15 protein-coding genes are annotated in these 21,825 nt (G+C 54.6%); 7 read left to right on the top strand and 8 right to left on the bottom strand.

Going from position 1 to position 21,825, the window contains the following annotated elements:
* Position 1: 1 nt before the first annotated feature.
* Genes AC2FJW_RS08750 through AC2FJW_RS08740 form a run of 3 tightly spaced genes read right to left on the bottom strand, consistent with a single transcriptional unit; the run spans position 2 to position 3,265 of the window.
* The gene (locus tag AC2FJW_RS08750) at positions 2-1,318 is read right to left on the bottom strand and encodes an MlaD family protein (protein ID WP_142636429.1); all 1,317 of its coding nucleotides are present in this window, start codon (positions 1,316-1,318) and stop codon (positions 2-4) included.
* A gap of 5 nt (positions 1,319-1,323) precedes the next feature.
* Positions 1,324-2,139 carry an ABC transporter ATP-binding protein gene (locus tag AC2FJW_RS08745; protein WP_271949003.1) on the bottom strand — a complete coding sequence of 272 codons (816 nt, stop codon included), beginning with the start codon at positions 2,137-2,139 and terminating at the stop codon, positions 1,324-1,326.
* Between the two features lies 1 nt (position 2,140).
* Positions 2,141-3,265 (bottom strand): ABC transporter permease, encoded by a 1,125-nt coding sequence (locus tag AC2FJW_RS08740; protein WP_496693778.1) that lies wholly within the window; start codon positions 3,263-3,265, stop codon positions 2,141-2,143.
* A 191-nt stretch (positions 3,266-3,456) separates the two neighbouring features.
* Between AC2FJW_RS08740 and AC2FJW_RS08735 the strand changes: the two genes are divergently transcribed.
* The 7 genes from AC2FJW_RS08735 (at position 3,457) to AC2FJW_RS08705 (ending at position 12,162) form a co-directional block, all read left to right on the top strand.
* Positions 3,457-3,861 carry an SxtJ family membrane protein gene (locus tag AC2FJW_RS08735; protein WP_142636423.1) on the top strand — a complete coding sequence of 135 codons (405 nt, stop codon included), beginning with the start codon at positions 3,457-3,459 and terminating at the stop codon, positions 3,859-3,861.
* Positions 3,862-3,877: 16 nt separating this feature from the next.
* A complete protein-coding gene (locus tag AC2FJW_RS08730) occupies positions 3,878-4,027 on the top strand; it encodes a DUF5989 family protein (RefSeq protein WP_142636421.1) in 150 nt (49 codons plus the stop codon).
* Positions 4,028-4,031: 4 nt separating this feature from the next.
* Positions 4,032-5,867 (top strand): carbamoyltransferase family protein, encoded by a 1,836-nt coding sequence (locus AC2FJW_RS08725; protein WP_142636420.1) that lies wholly within the window; start codon positions 4,032-4,034, stop codon positions 5,865-5,867.
* A 72-nt stretch (positions 5,868-5,939) separates the two neighbouring features.
* Positions 5,940-7,472 (top strand): sulfatase-like hydrolase/transferase, encoded by a 1,533-nt coding sequence (locus AC2FJW_RS08720; protein WP_496749855.1) that lies wholly within the window; start codon positions 5,940-5,942, stop codon positions 7,470-7,472.
* 104 nt (positions 7,473-7,576) lie between these two features.
* A complete protein-coding gene (locus tag AC2FJW_RS08715; RefSeq protein WP_496698397.1) occupies positions 7,577-9,442 on the top strand; it encodes a PAS-domain containing protein in 1,866 nt (621 codons plus the stop codon).
* Entirely contained in the window at positions 9,442-10,143 is a 702-nt protein-coding gene (locus AC2FJW_RS08710) for a response regulator transcription factor (protein ID WP_496698399.1), read from the top strand. The genes AC2FJW_RS08715 and AC2FJW_RS08710 overlap by 1 nt, the downstream gene beginning before the upstream one ends.
* Before the next feature lie 252 nt (positions 10,144-10,395).
* Complete coding sequence (locus tag AC2FJW_RS08705) at positions 10,396-12,162, top strand: ABC transporter ATP-binding protein (RefSeq protein WP_496749854.1); 1,767 nt, start codon at positions 10,396-10,398, stop codon at positions 12,160-12,162.
* A 77-nt stretch (positions 12,163-12,239) separates the two neighbouring features.
* Here the strand turns inward: AC2FJW_RS08705 and AC2FJW_RS08700 are convergent, their stop codons facing one another.
* From AC2FJW_RS08700 to AC2FJW_RS08680, 5 genes are read right to left on the bottom strand one after another with little or no spacing between them, the layout of a single operon-like run.
* Entirely contained in the window at positions 12,240-13,550 is a 1,311-nt protein-coding gene (locus tag AC2FJW_RS08700) for an HlyD family type I secretion periplasmic adaptor subunit (protein ID WP_496749853.1), read from the bottom strand.
* On the bottom strand, positions 13,534-15,681 hold the full coding sequence (locus AC2FJW_RS08695; protein WP_496749852.1) for a type I secretion system permease/ATPase: 2,148 nt from the start codon (positions 15,679-15,681) through the stop codon (positions 13,534-13,536). The genes AC2FJW_RS08700 and AC2FJW_RS08695 overlap by 17 nt, the downstream gene beginning before the upstream one ends.
* On the bottom strand, positions 15,678-17,000 hold the full coding sequence (locus tag AC2FJW_RS08690; protein WP_496749851.1) for a TolC family protein: 1,323 nt from the start codon (positions 16,998-17,000) through the stop codon (positions 15,678-15,680). Before AC2FJW_RS08690 ends, AC2FJW_RS08695 begins: the two co-directional genes overlap by 4 nt.
* A gap of 38 nt (positions 17,001-17,038) precedes the next feature.
* Positions 17,039-17,833: a SapC family protein gene (locus tag AC2FJW_RS08685; RefSeq protein WP_496698364.1), complete on the bottom strand. Its 795-nt coding sequence runs from the start codon at positions 17,831-17,833 to the stop codon at positions 17,039-17,041.
* A 60-nt stretch (positions 17,834-17,893) separates the two neighbouring features.
* Entirely contained in the window at positions 17,894-21,724 is a 3,831-nt protein-coding gene (locus AC2FJW_RS08680) for a beta strand repeat-containing protein (RefSeq protein WP_496749850.1), read from the bottom strand.
* Between the last annotated feature and the right edge of the window lie 101 nt (positions 21,725-21,825).

Raw genomic sequence — 21,825 nt, 5'->3', positions numbered from 1 at the left:
ATCATTGACGATACTCCGATGCTTGGGTCCCAAGAAGGAAACGGGCGGGGTCGCGTTCAACTTTGTCCACCAGACGATCGAGGCTGATCACCAGTCGTTGGGATTCTTCTATGAAACGCGTGAATTGTGGCAGGCCAACCCGCATGAAATCGGACAGTTGACGGCGATTGTCCTGAACGATGCCGTCGATGGTTCCCAAAAGTTCCGAGGCCGATTTGGACGCGCTGAGGATATCGGCTGAAATATCATCAAGCCTGTCTGTCACTTTCGTCACCGTGGACGCCACTTGGTTGGCGGCATTGCGGACATCATCCATGACGACGCCGATATCTTTGTTGATCACCTCATTGGCCGAGTCAAATGCGCGTTCAGCTGAGGTCAAAGTGCCCTTTGCTGTTTCCATCGTACCAGTGACGGAGCCGAGCGTTTTGTTTGCGTTCACGAAAGTCTCGGAAACCGTGGCCAGCGCGACGCGCCCATCTTCGGTCAGGACCGTAAGGTGGTCTGCCAGGGTCGAGGCCCGTTCGATGAAGGGCTGCAGATCCTGCTGCATGATGCGATCTGCTGCGTCAAAAGTATCTTTTGCGCTGTCTAGGGCCGATACAGCTGTGTCGGATGCGGTTTTCAGGCTATTTAATGTATTTGTTCCGGCTTCCAGCGTTGTTTCTGCGGTGTCTGCCAATTTTTCGAGGCGTTTTGAGAAGGCTGAAATTTCTTTAGCTGCGCCACCCAAATCTGAGGACAAGTTTTCGAAATCTGCAAGGGTTTTGTCCAGCCTTCCGGTGGCCGAAGATACGTTCTCCAGAATCTGAGATACCTGCTGGCGGTTCTTGTCATCCACCACCTTGTCGATATCCTCGATCAGCGTAATCGCCTTTTCCAACAGTTTAGGGGCACCTTCGAACAAGGACTGGATGGTGCTGCGTTTGCTTTTGATCAGGCTGTCCTGTTCTAAACGCTTGGCCGAGGCCGAGCCTCCGGTCAGTTCCACATAGCTGACCCCGGTGACCCCAAGCGATTGTAACTGGGCGACGGTATCCTCGGTCACCGGGATACTTGCGTCTACTTCAATGCGGACGCGCACTTTGGATGGGTGCTCGTCATCCAAGTTAAGGGAGATTACCTGCCCGACTGGCAGTCCGTTGTAACTGACGCCACCTGCCGCAGACAGGCCGGAAACATTGTCGAACAGTACATTGTAATAGGCGTATTGCCGGGAAACCTCGAATTTGGCCAGCCATAGAAAAAAGCCAAACGCACCCAGTATTCCAGCCAGGGTGAATGCACCGATCAGGATATAATTTGCTCGGGTTTCCATGGGTGTTACCTGTCCTGACCCTTTTTTTGTGCTGCGCGCGCCCGGGGGCCGGTGAAATATTCTTGGACCCAAGGATGATCGACTTTGGTCATCTCTTCAATCGGACCATCAACCAGAACACGTTTTTCTGCAAGAACTGCGATCCTGTTGCAAATCGCATAAAGGCTATCCAGATCATGCGTGACCATAAACACAGTCAGACCCAGCGCTTGCTGAAGCTCGCCAATCAGGTCGTCATAAGCAGCGGCGCCGATGGGATCCAAACCGGCCGTTGGTTCATCAAGAAATACGATCTCAGGGTCCAGCGCCAGCGCGCGCGCTAAAGCGGCACGTTTGCGCATCCCGCCCGACAGTTCAGACGGGAATTTGCCACAGCTCAGCTGCGGCAGTCCGACCAAGCTGATTTTCAGACCGCCAAGCGCCGACATAAGGCTTTCACTTATTCCTGTATGCTCGCGCAGGGGGGCTACGACATTCTGCAACACGGTGAGCGACGAGAAAAGCGCGCCGTCCTGAAAGGCGACGCCCCAGCGGCGTTCGATGCGCCGCCTCTCTTGTTCGGGGCCGTTCAGGACGTCGACGCCCAGAACTTCGATGCTTCCCGCGGCCGGTTTGTTCAGGCCGACGATGGTGCGGAGCAAGACGGATTTGCCTGTGCCCGAGCCGCCGACAATGCCCAGTACTTCGCCCCGCCAGACATCCAGATTCAGATCCTGGTGCACGATCTGCGGTCCGAACCGGTTGGTCAGATTGCGGACCCGTATCACCGCCTCGCGCTGGGTGTCGCCAATCGGCATCTGTTCGCGGGTTACACCGTCCATTTCAGACCCCCAGTACCGAGAAAAAGATCGAGAACATGGCATCCAGCGCGATCACCAAGAAGATCGCCTGGACCACGGACGCGGTGGTTCTTTGCCCAACACTTTGTGCCGATCCTTTGACCTGTAAGGCCTGCCAACAGGCGATGATACCGATGACCAGCGCAAAGAACGGTGCCTTGATCATACCGATGGCAAATTGCCAGATGCCGGTGTTTTCCTTGAGGCGGGTCACGAACATTCCGGGGCTGACTCCAAGGTCGATCCAGCTCATAAGACCGCCGCCAATCAAGGCGGCGATATCGGCGATGAACCCTAGGATTGGCAGCATGATCAGCAACGCCACAACGCGTGGAATGACCAGAACCTCGATCGGATCCAGGCCCAGCGTCCGCATGGCATCTATTTCTTCTTGCACCTTCATCGAGCCGATGGAAGCTGTAAAGGCAGATCCCGAGCGACCCGCAACAATGATTGCCGTCAACAAAATGCCCAGCTCACGCAGCACAGAGATCGAGATCAATTCGACCACGAATATCTCGGCCCCGAACTGCTTGAGCTGCGTGGCCCCCTGAAATGCTAGTACAACGCCGATCAGAAAACCCATAAGGGCAACGATCGGAATCGCTTTCAAACCGGTTTCTTCCATCTGCGATACCAGCGCAGCCCGCCGCAGACGCCGCGGCATCAAGATTGTGCGGACCAGCCGGTGTAGCGTCAGGCCCAGAAACTCAAGCAACGACAAGCTGTCTTTCCAGCCACCGACTGTACGCTCGCCGACACGTGCCACCCAATCCAGAAAATCTGGCTTTCCGGGATCAGGGGCAGATTCGTCCGGCATGTTGCGGGAAACCGTTTCGATCAGCGCGGAATGCGCGGCGGTTGCACCGTGCAGCTCTACTTGCCCGCCGCTGGACTTCACCTTGCGGACAAGGCCGGCAATCAGCCAAGCCCCGCCAGTGTCGAGTGCCTTAACGCCTGTCAAATCAACTGTGACCGTTCCGCCGTTGGGATGGAAATTCGCGAATTCACGCTCAACCATATCCAGAGACTGGGTGTGAAGATCACCCGATATCTGCAGGTGAACCTGATCCGTATCCAGGTCAGTTGTGAATGTAGGCGGGGTCATGGGGGTATCTGATGTGAATCTGCATGGTGCTGCAACGGGTTTTTGTCACGCTTCAAGTATTTAGCCATCAAGCGATGCAAGATGGCATTCATCGCAAGAATGATGGTGTGAGCTTGCAAAAGGCTTGTTTCGGCAACCAGTAGTGTTATTCTTTGCGCAGGTTTTTTGTTTGGTTATTTTGGTTGTGTTCAATGTCTGATCATCACGCGAAGGTAGAAGTCGAAATCGGGTCCGAACGGGGCTTTGGTTACGTCTTCACCGCTGTCTTCATAATTATCGCTCTTTGGCCCTTGTGGGGCGGAGGGTCGGTGCGCCTGATCCCAATGGTTATCGCTGGGGTTATTCTGGCTTTGACAGTTTTTGCACCCGCTACTCTGAAGGTGCCGAACCGGCTTTGGTTCAAACTCGGCATGCTTTTGGGTGCGATTGTGGCCCCAATCGTCATGTTTTTGGTGTTTATCACTACGTTTGTCCCGTTTGGGCTGGTTACGCGCCTGTTGGGAAAAGACCTGCTGTCACAGAAACTGGACAGTTCATCAGATAGCTACTGGATTGTTCGTGAAGAGCAGCCCGGCAGCATGAAACAGCAATTTTAACAAGGGAGTACCAGGCGTGACATTCGTATCCGAGCTCTGGTCATTTATGAAAGTCAGAAAGAAATTCTGGCTGTTGCCCATTCTGATCGTTTTGGGTGTGTTTGGTGGATTGATCGTGTTGAGCCAAGGCTCGGCGATTGCACCTTTCGTCTACACGTTGTTCTGATCACATGGCATACATTTTAGGTATTTCGGCGCTGTATCACGACAGCGCAGCGGCGTTGCTTTGCGACGGCAAGATCGTTGCGGCCGCGCAGGAAGAGCGTTTTACACGGCGCAAACACGACCCCGGATTTCCGGTAGAAGCCATCAATTACGTGCTGGCCGAATCGGGGGTTGCGCTTGAAGACGTCGACAATGTGGTTTTCTACGACAAACCGTTTCTAAAATTCGAACGGTTGATCGAGACTTACATTGCGGTGGCGCCACGCGGGTTCAATTCCTTCCGCATGGCAATGCCGGTCTGGCTGCGAGAGAAGCTGTTTCTCAAGGATCTGCTTGCAAAGCAGCTTCGCAAAATCGACCCGGAATTCGATCTCGAAAAACTGCTGTTCGCCGAGCACCACATCAGTCACGCGGCCAGTGCGTTCTATCCTTCGCCCTTCGAAGACGCGGTCGTGCTGACTGTCGATGGAGTCGGAGAATGGGCAACCACCACCGTGGGTATTGGTCGCGGTAACGAGCTGACCATGGTGAAAGAGCTGCATTTCCCGCATTCGCTGGGTCTGCTGTATTCTGCATTCACCTATTACACCGGGTTCAAGGTGAATTCTGGTGAATACAAGGTCATGGGCTTGGCGCCCTATGGCGACCCCAAATACAAGGATCTGATCCTTGAGCATCTTGTCGACCTGAAAGAGGACGGTTCGTTCCGCCTGAACCAGAAGTATTTCAATTATACAGCTGGTCTGACCATGACGAGCAAAGCGATGGAAGAGCTGTTCGACCAACCGGTTCGAAAAGCCGAAACCGACCAGCTGACGCAGTTCCACATGGATATTGCCGCCTCGGTTCAGGCCGTGACCGAAGAGATCATGCTGCGGATCACTCGGGACCTGGCGAAAGAGCATGGTATACGCAACCTCTGCATGGCCGGAGGCGTTGCTCTGAACTGTGTCGCGAATGGCAAAATTCTTCGCGATGGCGCCTTCGACAATGTTTGGGTGCAGCCCGCAGCGGGTGATGCGGGCGGGGCGCTGGGTGCTGCCTATGCGGCCTGGCATCAAGAGCTAGCGCAGCCGCGGCAAGTGACCTCGGGTGATCAGATGCTGGGGGCCTATCTTGGTCCGCGTTATGAAGATGACGACATAGCGCAAGAACTGGCGGCGGCCGGTGCGAAGTTTTCCACCTATGAAAATGGTGAGTTGATTGACCAGACGGCGCAGGCGCTGGCTGACGGTAAGGCCGTTGGTTGGTTCCAGGGGCGGATGGAATTCGGGCCGCGCGCGTTGGGTGCCCGCTCCATTCTGGGCGATCCACGGTCAGCTTCGATGCAGAAAACGCTGAACCTGAAGGTCAAGTATCGCGAAAGCTTCCGCCCATTTGCCCCATCCGTTCTGCGCGAAGACGTAGCCGATTGGTTCGAACTGGATGGCGATAGCCCTTACATGTTGATCGTGGCGGATGTGCAGGAAAAAATCCGGCGCAAGATGACCGAGGAAGAAGACGCTCTGTTCGGGATTGAAAAACTGAACGTCAAACGATCTGACATCCCTGCTGTGACCCATGTTGATTATTCTGCCCGTATCCAGACAGTCCACCAAGAGACCAACCCAGCCTATCACGCGCTGATTTCAAAGTTCAAAGAACTGACCGGATGCTCTTTGGTGGTGAACACTTCATTCAATGTGCGCGGCGAACCGATTGTGTGCACGCCCACCGATGCGTTCCGCTGTTTCATGGGAACGGATATCGAGGTCCTGTCCATCGGGAACTGCCTGTTGCGTAAGGAAGATCAGGATCCCGCGCTTAGGGAGAATTACGAGACAAAATACGAGCTGGACTAATCTGTTGCGCAAGCGGCGGAACCGCGACACAGTCTGCCCCTGAGACCTATTTGGTGGAATCGGGGGCAGGGAATGCGGCAGCGCGGAAATGTCTTGTTTGTCGTGATTGACCAGCTTCGGGCAGATTGTCTGACCGGCGCGCTGGCCGAGCATGTCAATTTGCCTAATTTGCGCGCTTTTATGGACGAGGCCGTAACGTTTCAGCGCCATTTCTCGGTTACTAACCCTTGTGGCCCGTCGCGTGCGTCCATCCTGACCGGGCAATATGCGATGAATCATAGATCGGTTCGCAATGGAACGCCTTTGCGGCACGACACGCCAAACATCGCAACCGAGATGCGTAAGGCGGGATATCTGCCCTTGCTCTACGGGTATACCGACACCTCGGCTGACCCACGGGTTTACGATGCCAATGACCCGATCCTGAAATCTTACGAACGTCCCATGGAGGGGTTTGAAGAGGTCGTGGAAATGCGGCTTGAAGAATCTTATCCCTGGCGCGCCGACTTGCTGAAAAAAGGTTATAGGTTTGACACATACTGGGATCTGCACAAACCTGTTTCAACCTCAGGTGAGCCGTCCAAATTGAACGACCCGGCGGTGTACTGCGCCGAAGACAGCGACACCGCCTTTTTGACCAATGCTTTTCTGGACAGTATCGCGGCCTTCGGCGACCAAAGCTGGTTTGCGCATCTGACCTATATCCGGCCTCATCCTCCTTTGGTCGCACCCGCTCCCTATAACGATATGTACGATCCCGTCGCGTTGCCGGGGCCGGTTGGTCATGTCAGCCCAGAAGATGAACAGGCAATACACCCGTTTTTTGGACCAACGATGGCGCGGTATTCGGCTTCGGATTTCGTTTTGGGTTTTGATGAGGTGCAACCCTCCACGGCCAATATTCAGGCGCTGCGCTCTGTTTATCTGGGTCTTGCAACAGAGGTCGATTATCATATCGGCCGCGTTGTCCAGTTTCTCAAGGACAGCAATCAATATGATGAGACATTGATCGTAATCACAGCTGACCACGGTGAAATGCTGGGTGATCGACATAGCTGGGGTAAGATGACCGTCTATGACGCAGCTTATCACACGCCTTTACTGATCCGGATGCCAGGCAATCAGGCGCAGGCCGGAGCCGTGGTGACGGCACCGACCGAGTCGATTGACATCACGCCAACCATTTTGGATTGGGTGGGCCAGAGTATCCCGAATTCTATAGATGGGCGGTCTTTGATGCCGTTTCTGCAGGGGCAGGGACCAAAGGATTGGCGAAGCTTTTCTTTCAGCGAGCTTGACTTTTCCGAGCCGGAAAATCCAACCCTTTGGCAACAGGAATTGGGAACGGGCAATAGCGATTCATGCCTGTCCATCTTGCGTGACGAACGGTTTACGCTGGTCGAATTTGCGGCAAACCTGCCACCGCTTTTGTTTGACCACCTGCGTTGCGGCGAAATGGAAAACGTGGCGAGCAACCCGGAATACGCAACAGACCTGGCCAGGTTGGGGCGCGAGATGCTGCGGCACCGTATGCGAAATATGGACCATACGCTTTCCCTGCATTCCATCACCGAAGAGGGGCCAAAATCCAAGCTCAGGCATTAGTCGGGAATGTTGCCCTGTCTCTGCTACACCTGCGATCAATCTGATGTTACGCATAGCTTCAGAGAGGGGGCAGATTGAACATCACAGATAACCAGATAAAGGCAATGACGACAGCGGGGCTGAATCTGATCGGTCAGGCGTTGTCGATCTACGACAGTCAGTTGCGGCTGGTACTTTGCAACCGGCCTTTTCAGGTGATGTTCGACCTTCCGGATGATCTGGTCCGGCCGGGTGCGTTGTTCCGTGACACAATACATTTTCTGGCGAGCATCGGCGAGTATGGCCATGATGAGGTTGTCGAGGACATCGTCGCACATAGGGTCAGTCAGGCCCTCACTTTTGAACCGCACTATATTGAGCGCGTCAGGGCGAATGGGCAAGTGATCTCGGTCGAGGGTGCACCGCTGCCCAACGGCGGATGGGTAACGGTCTATACCGACATCACAGATACCAAACAGGCCGAAGCGCTATTGCGGGCGCGTTCCGAAGAATTGTCGGACGAATTGTTGACCCGGGCCGAGGAAATGGCGGCGACCAACCGAAAGCTAGCGTCGACCATTTCGGCTTTGGAAGAGGCAAAACGTCAGTTAACCGAAATCGAAGCCCGCACCCGGATGACAACCGAAATGATGCCAGCGCATATTGCGCATCTGGATGCCGATGGGCGGTACGATTATTCCAATCGCAAGCTCAGTTCGGTTTTGCCCGGCCGACCCTCTGAGATTCTTGGGATGCATATTTCTGACGCTTTGGGACCGGCCGCATTTGCGCGGATCGAACAGAACCTGAACCGGGCCTACGACGGGGAAGCCACGGTATTTGAATTCACAGAGGGTCAGGATTCACGTCGAATCCGTGTTTCGTTCACGCCCGACAGCGAAGGCGGTGTCTATGTGATGTCAGTCGACATCACTGAAGAAACGCAAGCCCGTGTGGCCCTGCAACAAACACGCCGCCGGGAAATGGCGGCGCAAATGACAAGCGGTCTTGCGCATGATTTCTCAAACTTGCTGACAATTATACTGGGGATGCAGGCCAAGCTTGATAAAATGGACCTGCCGGAAGGCGCACAAAAGCTGGTGGCCGCCACGCGCCAGACTGCTAAACGTGGCGGGCAGTTGCTGAACCGCATAGCAGGCATGACCGGTAACCGAACGCCGCAACCCAAAGCCACGGATATGCGTGCTCTGCTAGAGGATTTGCGTATTCTCGCCACGCCGTCACTGCCGCGTGGCATGGGGCTTTCGGTCGTGAATACATTGCCGGATGTGGCACTTATGCTGGATCAGGGGATGATGCAGGACGCAATCCTGAATCTGGTGCTAAATGCGCGAGATGCCTGCGGAGAAACAGGTCAGATCACGATCAGCGCGCATACGATTGGTGGAACCTGGGTCGAGATTTCCGTCTCGGACACAGGGCCGGGCTTTTCGGAAGAAGCGCTTGGCAAGGCACTCAATCCATTCTTCACCACAAAGGGTGACAAGGGATCGGGTTTGGGTTTGCCCATGGTTTACGATACGGTCAAACTGACCGGTGGAAATCTGAGCCTGCGCAATACACCAAGCGGCGCCATGGTGGTTCTTCGGTTACCATACCGCGCCGCGCCGCCTGCGCTGGAAGGACTGGTTCTGTTGGTTGAAGACAGCAGCCAACTTCGTCGGAATTTCCGTGATATGCTTGTGGAGATGGGGTTCACCGTGATTGAGGCGACCTCAACCGATGAGGCGCTTTCATTGGTGAACCAGATCGAAGACATCGCATTGATATTGTCCGACATTCGGCTGGAAGGACCAGAGACAGGGCTTGACCTTTTGCAGAAAGTGAACCCTTCCTTGCCGTGCATTCTAATGACATCGCTGCCTTATTCCGACCCGCTGCATCGTCAGGCACTGGCTTTGGCACCAGTTCTGCGCAAACCGTTCACACAAGCGCAGCTTACTGCCTTAATCCGAAATGAGGCCGCATGATGAACCAACCGCTGGTAACCATCTTAGATGATGAGCCTGAGATACGTCGTATCCTGACCGACACACTGGAAGAGGCGGGGTTCCGCACTCAAAGTTTTTCCCGTGCTCGTGAATTTGAAGCATCGTTGAAAAGAGTGGTGCCCGATGTGTGTCTGGTCGACCTGTCTTTGCCGGACACAGACGGCTTGGCACTTGTTCATCGCCTGGCTTTGGAACAAGGTGCCGCAGTCATCATTATTTCGGGGCGGGCACAGGTACAGGATCGTGTCACCGGATTGGAGCTTGGCGCGGATGACTACATCACCAAACCCTTTGATCCAGCCGAAGTGGTCGCTCGTATCCGGGCGCGGCTTCGATCGTCGCGGGCACCAGTGCCTCAGTCAGAGATCGCAGAATTCAACGGCTGGACCGCGTATTTCGACCGCTATGTTCTTGAAGACGGTTCCGGATCAGAAACGCCGTTCAGCCACGCCGAGGCCGAGGTGTTACGTCTGTTTCTAGATAGTCCTAAACGATTGATCAGCCGGTCGCAGATGCAAGAAGCGCTCGGGGGAGGCGCGGGCGACAGCTTTGACCGGGCCATGGACGTGCGAATATCCCGATTGCGAACAAAACTGGGCGAGGACCCCAAGAACCCGCGATTGATTAAAACCATCTATGGGGCAGGGTACATCTTTTTGGGCGACGTCGCCTGGCGATGATGATGACGAAGCTGGGTGCATCTGGCGTTCGGTTTGAAACGGGCTCATAAGCTGTCGGAACGTAGGGGCGTTAAAGTAGATATTGCGGTCGCCACCCCGTTATTGTCGGTCGCGTGTTGATAATCTGTCGGCAGGCACTGGATTCTCGGTACAGTCAGGCATAACTAACACAACCGCGCGGTTCTTTGGCTAAGGCTAACTTGGGTTGAAACGTGATCAGATATCGAATTCGAAAAGGTTTTGGAGCGTAAAATGATCAAAGAGACCTTAGCGAACTGGAGATCCAGCCATCTCGGTCGACTTTTGAGTGAAAGTCTCCGGAAGCAGGGTTGGTTGTACGGTGTTGCCATGGTGGCAATGATTTTCGTCGCAGCAACAACGGCCGGAACCGCATGGATGATGGAGAACATCGTCAATGCGATGACCACGCCTGAGATGAAATCGAAAGTCTACCTGATTGCCGCCGCGGTGGTGGGTTTGTTTTTGGGTAAGGCGGTCGCCTCTTATATCCAGTCGATCTTTCTGGCGCGTGCAGGCAATCGGATCATCGCTGTGCAACAGGAAAAGTTGTACAATAAACTGCTGAAACGCGGTGTTGGTTTCTTTGCGGAAACAGAATCGTCCAACCTTCTTATGCGTGTGACCCATGGGGCTCAGGCCGCGCGGCGGCTTATCGACGTTATGGTGACCAGTTTCGTGCGCGATGCCCTGACTCTGGTTGGGCTGGTTTTCGTGATGATTTACCAAGAGCCTATGCTGTCTATTCTGTTCTTCTTTGTGGGTCCCGTTGCGCTTTTGAGCGTGCGTTACATTCTCAAAGGTGTGCGGTCGATCATGCAGTCAGAAATGAAGGCGTTGTCCGAAATCATCAAGGTTCTTCAGGAAACATCCGCTGGCATACGGGTCATCAAGGTCTTTGCTTTGGAAGACAACATGACCGATCGTATGAACGCAGCGATCAGGTCGGTTGAAAAGCGGGCAAACTCGATTTCCAGATTGCAGTCGATTGCCAGCCCATTGATGGAGCTTCTGGCCGGTGTCGCGATTGCCGGTATTCTTATCATCAGCACCCTTGATGTTACCGGCAGCGAGCCGACTTCGGCGGGCCAGCTGATGTCATTTATCACAGCCCTTCTGATGGCTTATGAACCGGCCAAACGTTTGTCAAAAACGCGTGTCGTGATTGAAACTGCCCTGGTGCCTGTGGGGATGATGTTCGAACTGCTTGATCAAGAAGATCCGATGGTCGAAAGCTTGAACCCCGAGAAGCTGAAATCCGGCCCGGGTGAAATACGCCTGAACAACGTGACCTTTGGCTATCAAGGCGAGCAAAAAGTAATCAAGGATATGAACCTGACTTTCGAGGCGGGCAAGACCACAGCTTTGGTTGGTCAATCCGGGGGGGGCAAGTCCACGATATTCGGATTGATCATGCGGTTTTATGATCCCGACCAGGGCAAGGTGGAAATTGATGGCCAAAACCTTGTCGATGTGAGTTTTGCGTCTTTGCGTCGCAAGATTTCCTATGTGGGCCAGGACACATTCCTGTTCTCGACAACTGTGATGGAAAACCTTCGCTATGCACGACCTGGTGCCACCGATGAAGAGGTGATTGAGGCTGCAAAAGCTGCCCATGCCGATGTGTTTATCTCACAGTTGTCAAATGGGTACGATACGCAGGTAGGCGAAAACGGCGCGTTTCTTTCTGGAGGTCAAAAACAGCGTCTGGCGATCGCGCGGGCAATTCTGCGCAATGCCGAGATTTTGCTTTTGGATGAAGCCACCAGTGCTTTGGATGCGGAATCTGAGGCGCTTGTTAAGGCTGCGCTGGACAAGTTGACCGAGAATGTAACAACCATTGTTATCGCACACCGGCTTTCGACTGTGCTTCAGGCAGATTCCATTATGGTTGTTCAAGACGGTGAAGTTATCGAACAAGGCAACCTTGATGCGCTAATCGAACATAACGGGACGTTCCGCCAACTGTTTGACCAGCAATTCAAGCTTCCGGGATCCTAAGCTCAGTCCGAATGGGCGGGGCCCCACATAGATTCTGAACGGCATCGAGAAGTAATGGGCGTTGGCCCGGTCAATTACTACTCACGAAGGGCCTGATCTTTGACTTTGACAATCGGCTGCAGCAGGTAGTCCAAAACGGTTTTCTTGCCCGCAAGAATATCCACCTCGGCAATCATGCCGGGAATAATTTCAACCGCTACCCCGTTCCCATCCAACATCGAGTGGTTGGTCCGGATTTCCACGACGAAAACTTCTTCATCGTCCCGCTCAGATCGCGTCACGGTATCAGCCCCGATACGGATAATTTGCCCGTCCAAGGCCCCGTATCGAGCAAAATCATAGGCAGTAATCTTGATCCGAACCAACTGTTCAGGGTGCAAAAATGCGATGTCTTCAGGGCGGACATAGGCTTCGACCAACAAAGACTCATCCAGCGGTACAATTTCGATCAGTTCCTCACCGCTCCGTGCCATACCGCCTATGGTCGTGCGATGAATGCGATTTACGATGCCGCGTACCGGCGACCTGATCTGTGCCTGTTCCGCTCTGTTTCGTAAGGCTGGCAGTGATGGTTCCAGAGTAGCCAGTTCCGCAGTTGCCAATGCAAGTTCGGTCAAAGCCGCACTTCGAAACCTGCTTTGTGTCGCCCGAACCCGATCATCAATTTCCTCCAATCCTGTCTTCAGACGGTTGGTAGCGGCTTCAGCCCTGGTCCGGCGGCCTTGCCACTCAGCCTCGCTGCGTCGCAATGACAATAGTGTCGTCGCGGGTTCCATCTGCTGTTCTACTAGGGGGGTAATGATTGCCCGTTCCTCGGCCAGAACTTTCAAGGTCTCGGCCGCGGTCACCGTATCGACAAGCCCTTCTTCGTATTCTCTTAACCGCTGTTCCCGTTGGCTCATCAGAATTGAGATTTCTGCCTGCAACTCTGATCGCCGGCCTTGAAACAGAGCTGTCTCAGACTGAACAACAGTCGGCGCACCTTGGACCAGGATAGTATCAAATGTCAGCTCGGTCCCGTCTATCTCAGCTTGCAGGCGCTGGGATCGGGCTCTCAAACCATATGCACGCTGTTCCTCTTGGCTGAGCTTGCTGTCGATTTGGGTGGTATCGAACTCCATCAGCAACTTCCCCTTTTCAACAACCTCGCCTTCTCGGACATTCAATGACTGCAGAATGCCGGACTCCGTAGCTTCAATCATCTGAACATCCGCCGACGGCACGATGCGGCCTTCTACACGGGTGACATCATCAAGTTCAGTGAAATGGGCCCAAAGCGCTGCTGTCGCCAGGAAAGTCAGGATTACCAAGAGAAGCAATGAACTCCTGACCGGTGACCCGCCTCGCATTTCCCGGGCAAGCGAGGCTAGGTCATGATGCTGCGACATTCAGATGCCTCCGTTGCTTTCCGGAATGCTGTGACAGTATGCTTTTTGGTCCATCTACCCGTACTTTGCCGCCCTCTATGACGATAACCCTATCGACAAGTTCCAATAGGCTGGTTCGATGGGTTACGATCAGCATAGTTGTGTCGGGGGTCGCCTTTTTGAGCCGCTGTATGACCTCAGCTTCGGTTTTGACGTCCATGGCACTTGTTGGCTCGTCCAGAAGAAGAACCGGAGGTTTACCAATCAAGGCTCTGGCCAGGGCGATGGCCTGCCGTTGTCCCCCTGACAATCCCTCACCGCGCTCTGCCAGATTTTGGTCATAGCCTCCGGGATGGCGAGAGACAAAATCCTCGACCCCAGCGACTTGCCCCGCCCAAATCAGGTCCTCATCCCTTGGCCTGATTGCGCCGCTTTTGATATTGTCGCGGATTGACCCGGAAAACAGCCAAATATCTTGCAGAACAGAGCCGATATTGCGCCGCAAATCACCTGGATCAATTTGTCTGATATCGACCCCATCCAATTGAACAGACCCGGCGTCTGGATCGTACAAGCCAAGCATTAGCCGCGCGACCGTGCTTTTCCCCGAGCCGATCGGACCAAGGATTGCAACCTTCTCTCCGGGCGAGATGGTGAATGAAACACCGGACAAGACGTTGTCGTGTTTTTCGGGATAAGCAAACTGGATATTTTCGAAGGTTAATCTCCCTTCAAAGCGATCGCGACTGATCCAGCTCCGCCCTTCGGGGCGTTCACTGTCGGCCTGCATTAAGGCATTAAGGTTTTGATAGGCATTTCGGGCCTGATTAACCCGTGTCAGGGTCTGTGCCAGTTGCCCAAGTGGCGCAAGAGCCCGGCCGGTCAACATGACCGAAGCAACAAGCGCGCCCATGCTTGCCTGACCATCCATCACAAGAAAAACACCGTAGAAAACGATAAGGACCTGGGCGGCCTGTTGGGTAAATCCGGTCAGATTCAAGGCAAATTGAGTCACTGCCCTGCTGCGCGCGCCATGTGATGACTGAAGCTGTATGGCAGCCTCCCACCGCGACCTCATGGGCCGGGCCGCCGCTGTCGTTTTTATGGTCTCCAACCCGGATACAGTTTCGACCAGAACCGATTGCTTGGATTGACCATCGATGAAGCTTTTCTCGGCAAGGTGAGAAAGTATAGGTTGCACGATGATGCCTGCTAGCAAAACGACAGGCACAGCCAGAGCTGGAACAAGTGCAAGTGGGCCACCGACCAAGTAAATGACAAAGACAAACAATGCTATGAAGGGTAGATCCACGACTGCCACCAAGGTGGCGGATGTGAAAAACTCACGGAGTGTCTCAAATTCACGAATGGTGCTGGCCATGGCCCCTGTCGAACCTGTGCGCGCCTTCATGCGAATGTTGAGGACCTGGTCAAAGACTCTACGGCCCATCGAAATATCTGCTTTCTGGCCAGCCCGATCTATGAATCCTGCCCGCAGGAGTTTGAGCACGAAATCAAAAAGCAGCGCGATCCCAACACCTGCTGTCAAAGCAATCAGAGATTCTGTGGCTTCGTTTGGCAAAACACGGTCATAGACGACCATGATAAAGACCGAGGTAGATAGACCAAGCAGATTTGCCAACGCCGCCGCAAGCGCAACCTGAGTGTAAGACCAACGATTTGCCGCCATAGCGGACCAAAACCAGTGGCCCGAAGCAGAACTGGACCCCGTGGCTAAATCCTCACGGTGATTGCGCCGCAGCAGGATCGCAAACCCTGTATAGACTTCTGATAGATCGGTTTGCTGAATTTGACCTATTTCCGTGCCAACCTCCGGATCATAGATCAGAACCCGACCATTTGAGGTTCGGCCATGAAACACAACGGATTTTCCCCCTTCAAGAATCAACAACGCAGGAATCAAAGTGTTGTCAAAAGCTGACAAAGCCCTTCTTCCGTATCCCGCCTGGACCCCAACACGCCGTGCCAGTTCCAATGAATCGCGGATTGTAAGCTCTCCGTTCGAGCCTGTTTGAGCCGCGAGAATCCCGGCAAAAGTGATTGGACAGTCAAGATGGGCCGCAGCGTGCATCAGGCATTTTTCAAAGCACGATAACTCGGGCGTTGCGAAGGCAGGTGTCAATTGTTTCATTGAGAACCCTCAACGGAACTGATTGAAATACCAAGGAGATCCAGGATGTCACCAGTCAAACTAAGGATTGCGTAGTCTGTCAGGAAATAGTTCTGTTCGGCTAGGATAAGTCTTTCCTGTGCATTCACATAGTCGCGCTGTGCGTCAAGGATTTCGATCAGACTGCGTCGTCCGATTGTGAATTGCGCTCGCGCCGCTGCAACACTGTCAGCATTCGCTTGCGCAGCTATTCGCGCCTCTCTAAGCCGTTGTGCTCCAGCAATTTGGTCAGCGCGAATTGTGTCCAGCTCTCTTTGTATTTCTCGCGTTAGGGATTGATGAACGAATTCCGCTTCGCGAACTTTGGCTTCAGCCGCGGTGATGGCGGCACGGCGCTGTCCAGTAGAGTCCAGCTCATAATTGAAGGACAGGTCGACCCCGAAATTTGCGTCATTGCTATCATCGCGATCCGCAAATGCCGAAACATTCACGCCGGGTTGACGGCGTGCCAAAGCGGCAGAACGTTCTGCCTTGGCGGCAAGCAGGGCCGCTTCCGAACGTCGAATCTGCAGGCTTCCCGTTACGATACTATGATCCGATTGTGAGATCGTCGGCGCTTCGACTGGGGGTTGCAGATCACCTGACGGGCTGCCAAAAACTTCACGAAAACGGGCATCGGCGAGGTCCACTCTGGCTTTTGCATCCGCCAGTCGCGTCCGTGCATCGGCCATCCGCGACCGCGCTGTCAATACATCGGCGTTCGAACCAGCGCCTAATGCAGCCCTCTCGGAAATTTGTTGAACGAGCTGTTGGTGGACTTCCACATTTTTCACCGAAATATCCAGGATTTTCCGTAAATCCAAGACCACTATATAGGCCTCAATCGCAGCCAGAGCGGTTGCCGAGGCTGTTGATAACTGGCCGCCGCGACTTTCAAAAACCCGTGCTTCTGCAGCAGTCAAATCACCGGACGCGGCCCCCCCGTCATAAACGAGCTGTGAGATCCGCAGATAAGGGGTCACGTTGGCTGTGTCCGAGTCTACCCGCTCGGATCTGGCGTTGATTCCAAGTGAAACCTGCGGAAGAAAGGCCCCTTTTGCCGCGTCGTGGTTGGCTACTGCCACATCCAGCGCGGACATAGATCGCGCGAGGTTGGGGCTGGTCTCGACAGCGTGCCGTACACGCTTGCCAAAGGAACTGGTAATCAGTTTCTGAGATGGTTCATGTGTGCGGAAACCCACGGCCCCGGTCGAAAAAGAAGCCTCGACCCCGGCAATGTCAGGTGGCTGGGTACAGGCCGATACTATGCTGAAAGAGAGAGCAGAAATCAGAAAACTCAAAAAGCGACCGCATGTGGGCATTTGTCATTCACACTTCATTAGGGCCAGATTACGTCATCGGTTTGGGCTTGGGCGAATGCATTCATGAAACCGGTAAGTTCTGAATTTTCGGTGTATTTTACAGATGCACCGGCCTGGGAAATCTGCTTTTGCGCCTGAAAAAGCCATCTGAGATTGGATAATGAAGCCTGATGGCCATAGATCAGGCGTAAGCCTTTTGTTTCGACCAGTTCCAATTTGCGTTTTGCCGATAGCTGTTCCAGGCGTGCAGAGTTGATTTGCAACCAGTTATGTGCAGAGCCTAATTCCAAATTGTCGCTCAAGGGCTCAAACAGCCCAAAAGCGTCTATCATCTTGCAAATTTCGGTAGTTCTAATCTGAGAGGTTGCGCGCGCTTTCAGGAAGTCTTGAACTTCTTTCAATTCAGTGCCGAGCTTATCCGGAGCTGAAAAAAAGGGATTGTCAGAGCACTCTTCGGTCAACAGGCCCGAACCTTCATCTACCACCAGCTGAAAGGTGCTGCCGCTATCCAGCCGGCGGCACGTAAAAGGATGACTACGCAGTTCGGACGGAATATAGCTGGCCAGCCAACGCCCTTCTGTTGAAACAAATGGCGAGGGTTCACCAGCAAGAAGTGAATATACCGCAATTGGTTCAATTTCTGGGCCGGTCCTGCGAAACACGATCGGAAAAGTGGCTGCAATCTGGAGCACCTCTTCTTCCACGATCACGCTCTCGGTGCGTTCAGCTGCAAAGTCATAAGATGTGAAACGCTTCCAATACCGATGACTGTGACGGTTGAAATTGATCGGAACTAGGCCATTCTGTGCCATTTCTACCTCTTGAAAATCGAGAGTACTGCCACCCGCGTAGGGTGGCAGCGTAGTCGAGCGTCAGGCACTGGCCCCGGTTGGATCGGTATGCAGAATATTGTCAGCAGTAAGCCCGCTGAGGTCATCCAATCCGGTGAAATGGGCCACTGTTTCGACTGTCGCCGCATCGGATGCGGAATAGTCGACCTTGACCAGCACACTGTCAGTTCCATCCGTAGCCAGGACATAGATCTCGTCACCTGCTCCGGCGCCGGTAAGGCTTTCGACCGCTGTCTCGATGGTTTGAGCCGTCAGATCGCTCAGCTCTGTCGTCAAACCAACCACTCCGGTGTCCGCGCCTAGTGCATCCCCTACTGAAAGCGTTTCCACACCGGTTCCGTCGCCGCGCAGGCTGCCGACATCCAATCCACTGAACATGATCGCATCAGCGGTGTCAGTCGCGGGTCCAGTCGTGAAGCCAGTGATCGTATCAACGCCATTTGCTGTTGGGTCCGGCTCGAACACGACAATGTCCCGACCAGCACCTGAGACATCCACTGTGTCATCGCCGTCCTGGCCACGAATGACGTTGTCGATGTCGGTTGCAATCAAAGTGTCGTCGCCTGACGTCCCGATCTGCAGCACCGATGGACCACCATCCGGAGTCGTCAACGTCAGAACAATCGGTTCAGAGGCATCTAGAACTGTCATCGTGAATGTGACGATTGGTTGGGACAGGTCGGAATAGGTGGTCGCCGCGCCAGCAAAACTGACGGCTGATCCACTCACCGGGTTCGTCAGGAACAAATCGAATGCCCCATTCTCGACATCTGATCCGGTGTCAAACGTCACCACTGAGGGATCGAAACCCAGTTCGGCTGTGATCGCCAGACCGCTGGACAGATCCGTATCAGGATCTGCGTAGATTTCAAATGTGACCGTTGATCCACTTTGTCCGGCTTCAGTGATCACATAGGCTGCAGGTTCATGGGCCGTGTTTTCATCCGTAACTGGCAAAGGATCAGGGCCACCTGCCACAGATACCTCTGCGCCAAAGTCCAGATCATCTCCCGCCTCGACCGATGCAAAGGTGGCCGCACTTACCGACAGTGTCCAGGTTCCGTCGGCACCGACCGTAGCGGTTCCGACTGACACGGAATTCAACGTCACATTTACAGCCTCGCCTGCGGCAAGGCCTATTGACGTGCCAGAGACAACGACTCCTAAACTTTGGGCGTCATCCAATGAAACGGCACCAGTTGTTCCGGTGTCATTGATTGTCAGGACAGGCCGGAAATCCGTGGTTAACGGGGTGGCGGCGGCGGTAGAGATGTTGCCGGCGGAATCCGTAACCGTCGCTGAAACCTGGAAGGTTGTGCTGTCTGCCAACGCTCCCAAGTCACCGGACGGAACGGTTGCTGACCAGGTGCCACTTGAGGCGGTGCCTGTATAGGATTGCCCGTTCAGTGTGACTGTAACCGTTTCCCCATCGGCGGCATCTGTTGTGCCGGTGATCGTCAGGTCACTATCTTTTTCGGACACATCCAGCTCGGACCCGACCGAAAGAGGGTCGATGGTGACCGATGGCGCGGTAAAGTCTGTGTCAAAACTGGTTGATGTCGCTGTTGTGTTCCCAGCCGCATCCGAAGCAGATGCCTCGACATCGTAGGTTTCGCTATCCTGAAGCCCCGCCAAATCCCCGGCTGAGGCGGTATAGGTCCAGGACCCGCCCGTTACAGTCGCCGTGCCGGTGACGTCAACTGTGCCGTCCTGCCGAACGATTTCTACGGTCACAACCGTGCCATCTGCCGCATCGGAAGTTCCAGACACCGTAAGGTCGGTTCCTTGTTCTGCTGCGTTCATGACAGCACCATCCGACAACCCGGTGATGGAAACCGCCGGTGCTGTGAAATCCGTTGTGAAACTGCCGCTGGCCTGCAGGGCCGGATTGCCAGCCGCGTCAGAGACATCTGCGGTAACATTGACGGTTGCTGCATCGGACTGGGCAGCAAGATCTACCGCCGGGACGGTCGCCGACCAGGTACCGCCAGAGGCGGTTGCGGTGTAGTCCTGCCCATTCATGGAAACGGTTACGGTTTGACCATCCTCAGCGTTCGTCGTTCCAGAGATTGTCAGATCAGTGCCCTGTTCGGCTGCATTCATGACAGCGCCGTCGGAGAAGTTGTCGATGCTGACAGTTGGCGCAGTGGCGTCCTTGGACAGGGGCACACTTGCCTGCGGTGCAGATAGGCCGTCTGTGTCAAGCACATCCGCAGTGATTGTAAAACTAGCCCCGTCTGTCAGCGATGCAAGATCGCTTGCCGGGACTGTGACACTCCAACTGCCGCCGCTTACTGTGCCGCTGTAGCTTTGCCCATCCAGAGATACTGTCACCACCTGACCGTCCTGAACATTTCCTGTTGTGCCACTGATGGTCAGGTCGGAGGCGGTTTCGGCAGCGTTGATGACCGCGCCAACCGACAATGGCGCGATATTCACCGAGGGTCCCGTCAGATCGACCGGAACCGAGGCGGTGACCGGTACCGATGGGTTTCCTGCCACATCATCTACGACAACACTTACCGTGGCCGGAATTCCGGTGGAAAGCGAGCCGAGGTCGCCGCTGGGTATGGTGACACTCCAAGTACCGCCTGACACGGTGCCGATATATGCTTGGCCATCGAACGTCACAGTGACCGTCTGACCGTCTGTGGCGGACGTTGACCCGGACACAACCAGATCAGAGCTAATGTCCCCCAGGCCGATCGAGCCGCCAGAGACCGGATCAAGCGTGATCGTTGGAGCGCTAAAGTCTGTGTCAAAGCTTGCGCTTGTCTGTATCGCCGGATTTCCTGCGCGGTCGTCGACATCGGCAGTCACTGAAACGGTCACCCCGTCAGGCAGGGCGGCCAGGTCTGTGGCTGGCACGGTAACACTCCAGTGGCCGCCGCCATTCACTGTCCCAGTATAAGTCTGCCCGTTTACAGATACCGTTACTGTTTGACCTCTCTCGGCGTCAGAAGTGCCCGAGATTGTAAGATCAGTCGCTTGCTCGGCAGCATTCAGAATGGCCCCGTCCGAAAAGCCCGTAATGCTGACCGTCGGTGGAAGAGTGTCCACATCAAATCTTACCGTTTCGACCGATACTTCCTCACCCGTTCCATCCAGGTTGCGGACGGTGACTGTTGTCACACCTTGAGGAAGGCTAGCCGCCTCAACCGCCGTAAGGGAAATACTCCAACTGCCATCTGGATTGGGCGTTGCCGTCTTGGTCAGTGACCCGATTGTCACCTCGACCGTTGTGGTTCCGGTCGGCGCCATCAGGTTTGCGCTGGCGCTGTTCAATGCGTTCGCTTGCAGACCAGCAAGGTTCAGGCTCTGGAAATTTGGAGCGGGCGCCGGAGCTTCGTCATCTCCACCGCCACCGCCACCACCGCCTCCTGCTGCGGCTGCACCCGCCAGACCAAGGCCCCCCAAAACAGCACCGGCGCCGCTAACGCCGCCAGCGGCTGCTGCGGCTCCCCCGGCTTCGGCGGCCAGTGCGAATTGCGCGACTTCCGCCGCCGCATCTTCGGCAATCATGATGGAGCCGCCGTCCAGGATATGAACATTCTCTGCCGAGACCAAAATCGTGCGCCCATCTTCCAGTTTTAGAAGAACATCGCCATTTGCCAGTAGCTTTGCGCTGTTAACGCCGGGAATCGCATCAGCGAATTGGAAGGTGTCCAGTTCTTCGGTCGTGGCCTGTGCCAACGCAGGAAGGGCAAGCAAGGCCGAACTTAGGCTGCCTGCGATGCCGCGCCCGACCCAGCGGCGCATTTTGTTGTCGATCCACTTGCGTATCTGTTGCCGCTGACCCGCATCGGGCCGGGTACTTGCAGGATTGCGTGTCATATCAGGTGTTTTGGTCATCTTGCCCTCACATGCTGTTTCCGCGCTGAAATCATGGGCAGCGACGTTTTGTTCATGTGTGTTGCCCATCGGATGTTCATGCGGTCGGACCAGAAAAAATT

This window comes from Ruegeria sp. CDSA020 (assembly GCF_059612345.1).
This window is presented reverse-complemented; position numbering and strand designations above follow the sequence as displayed.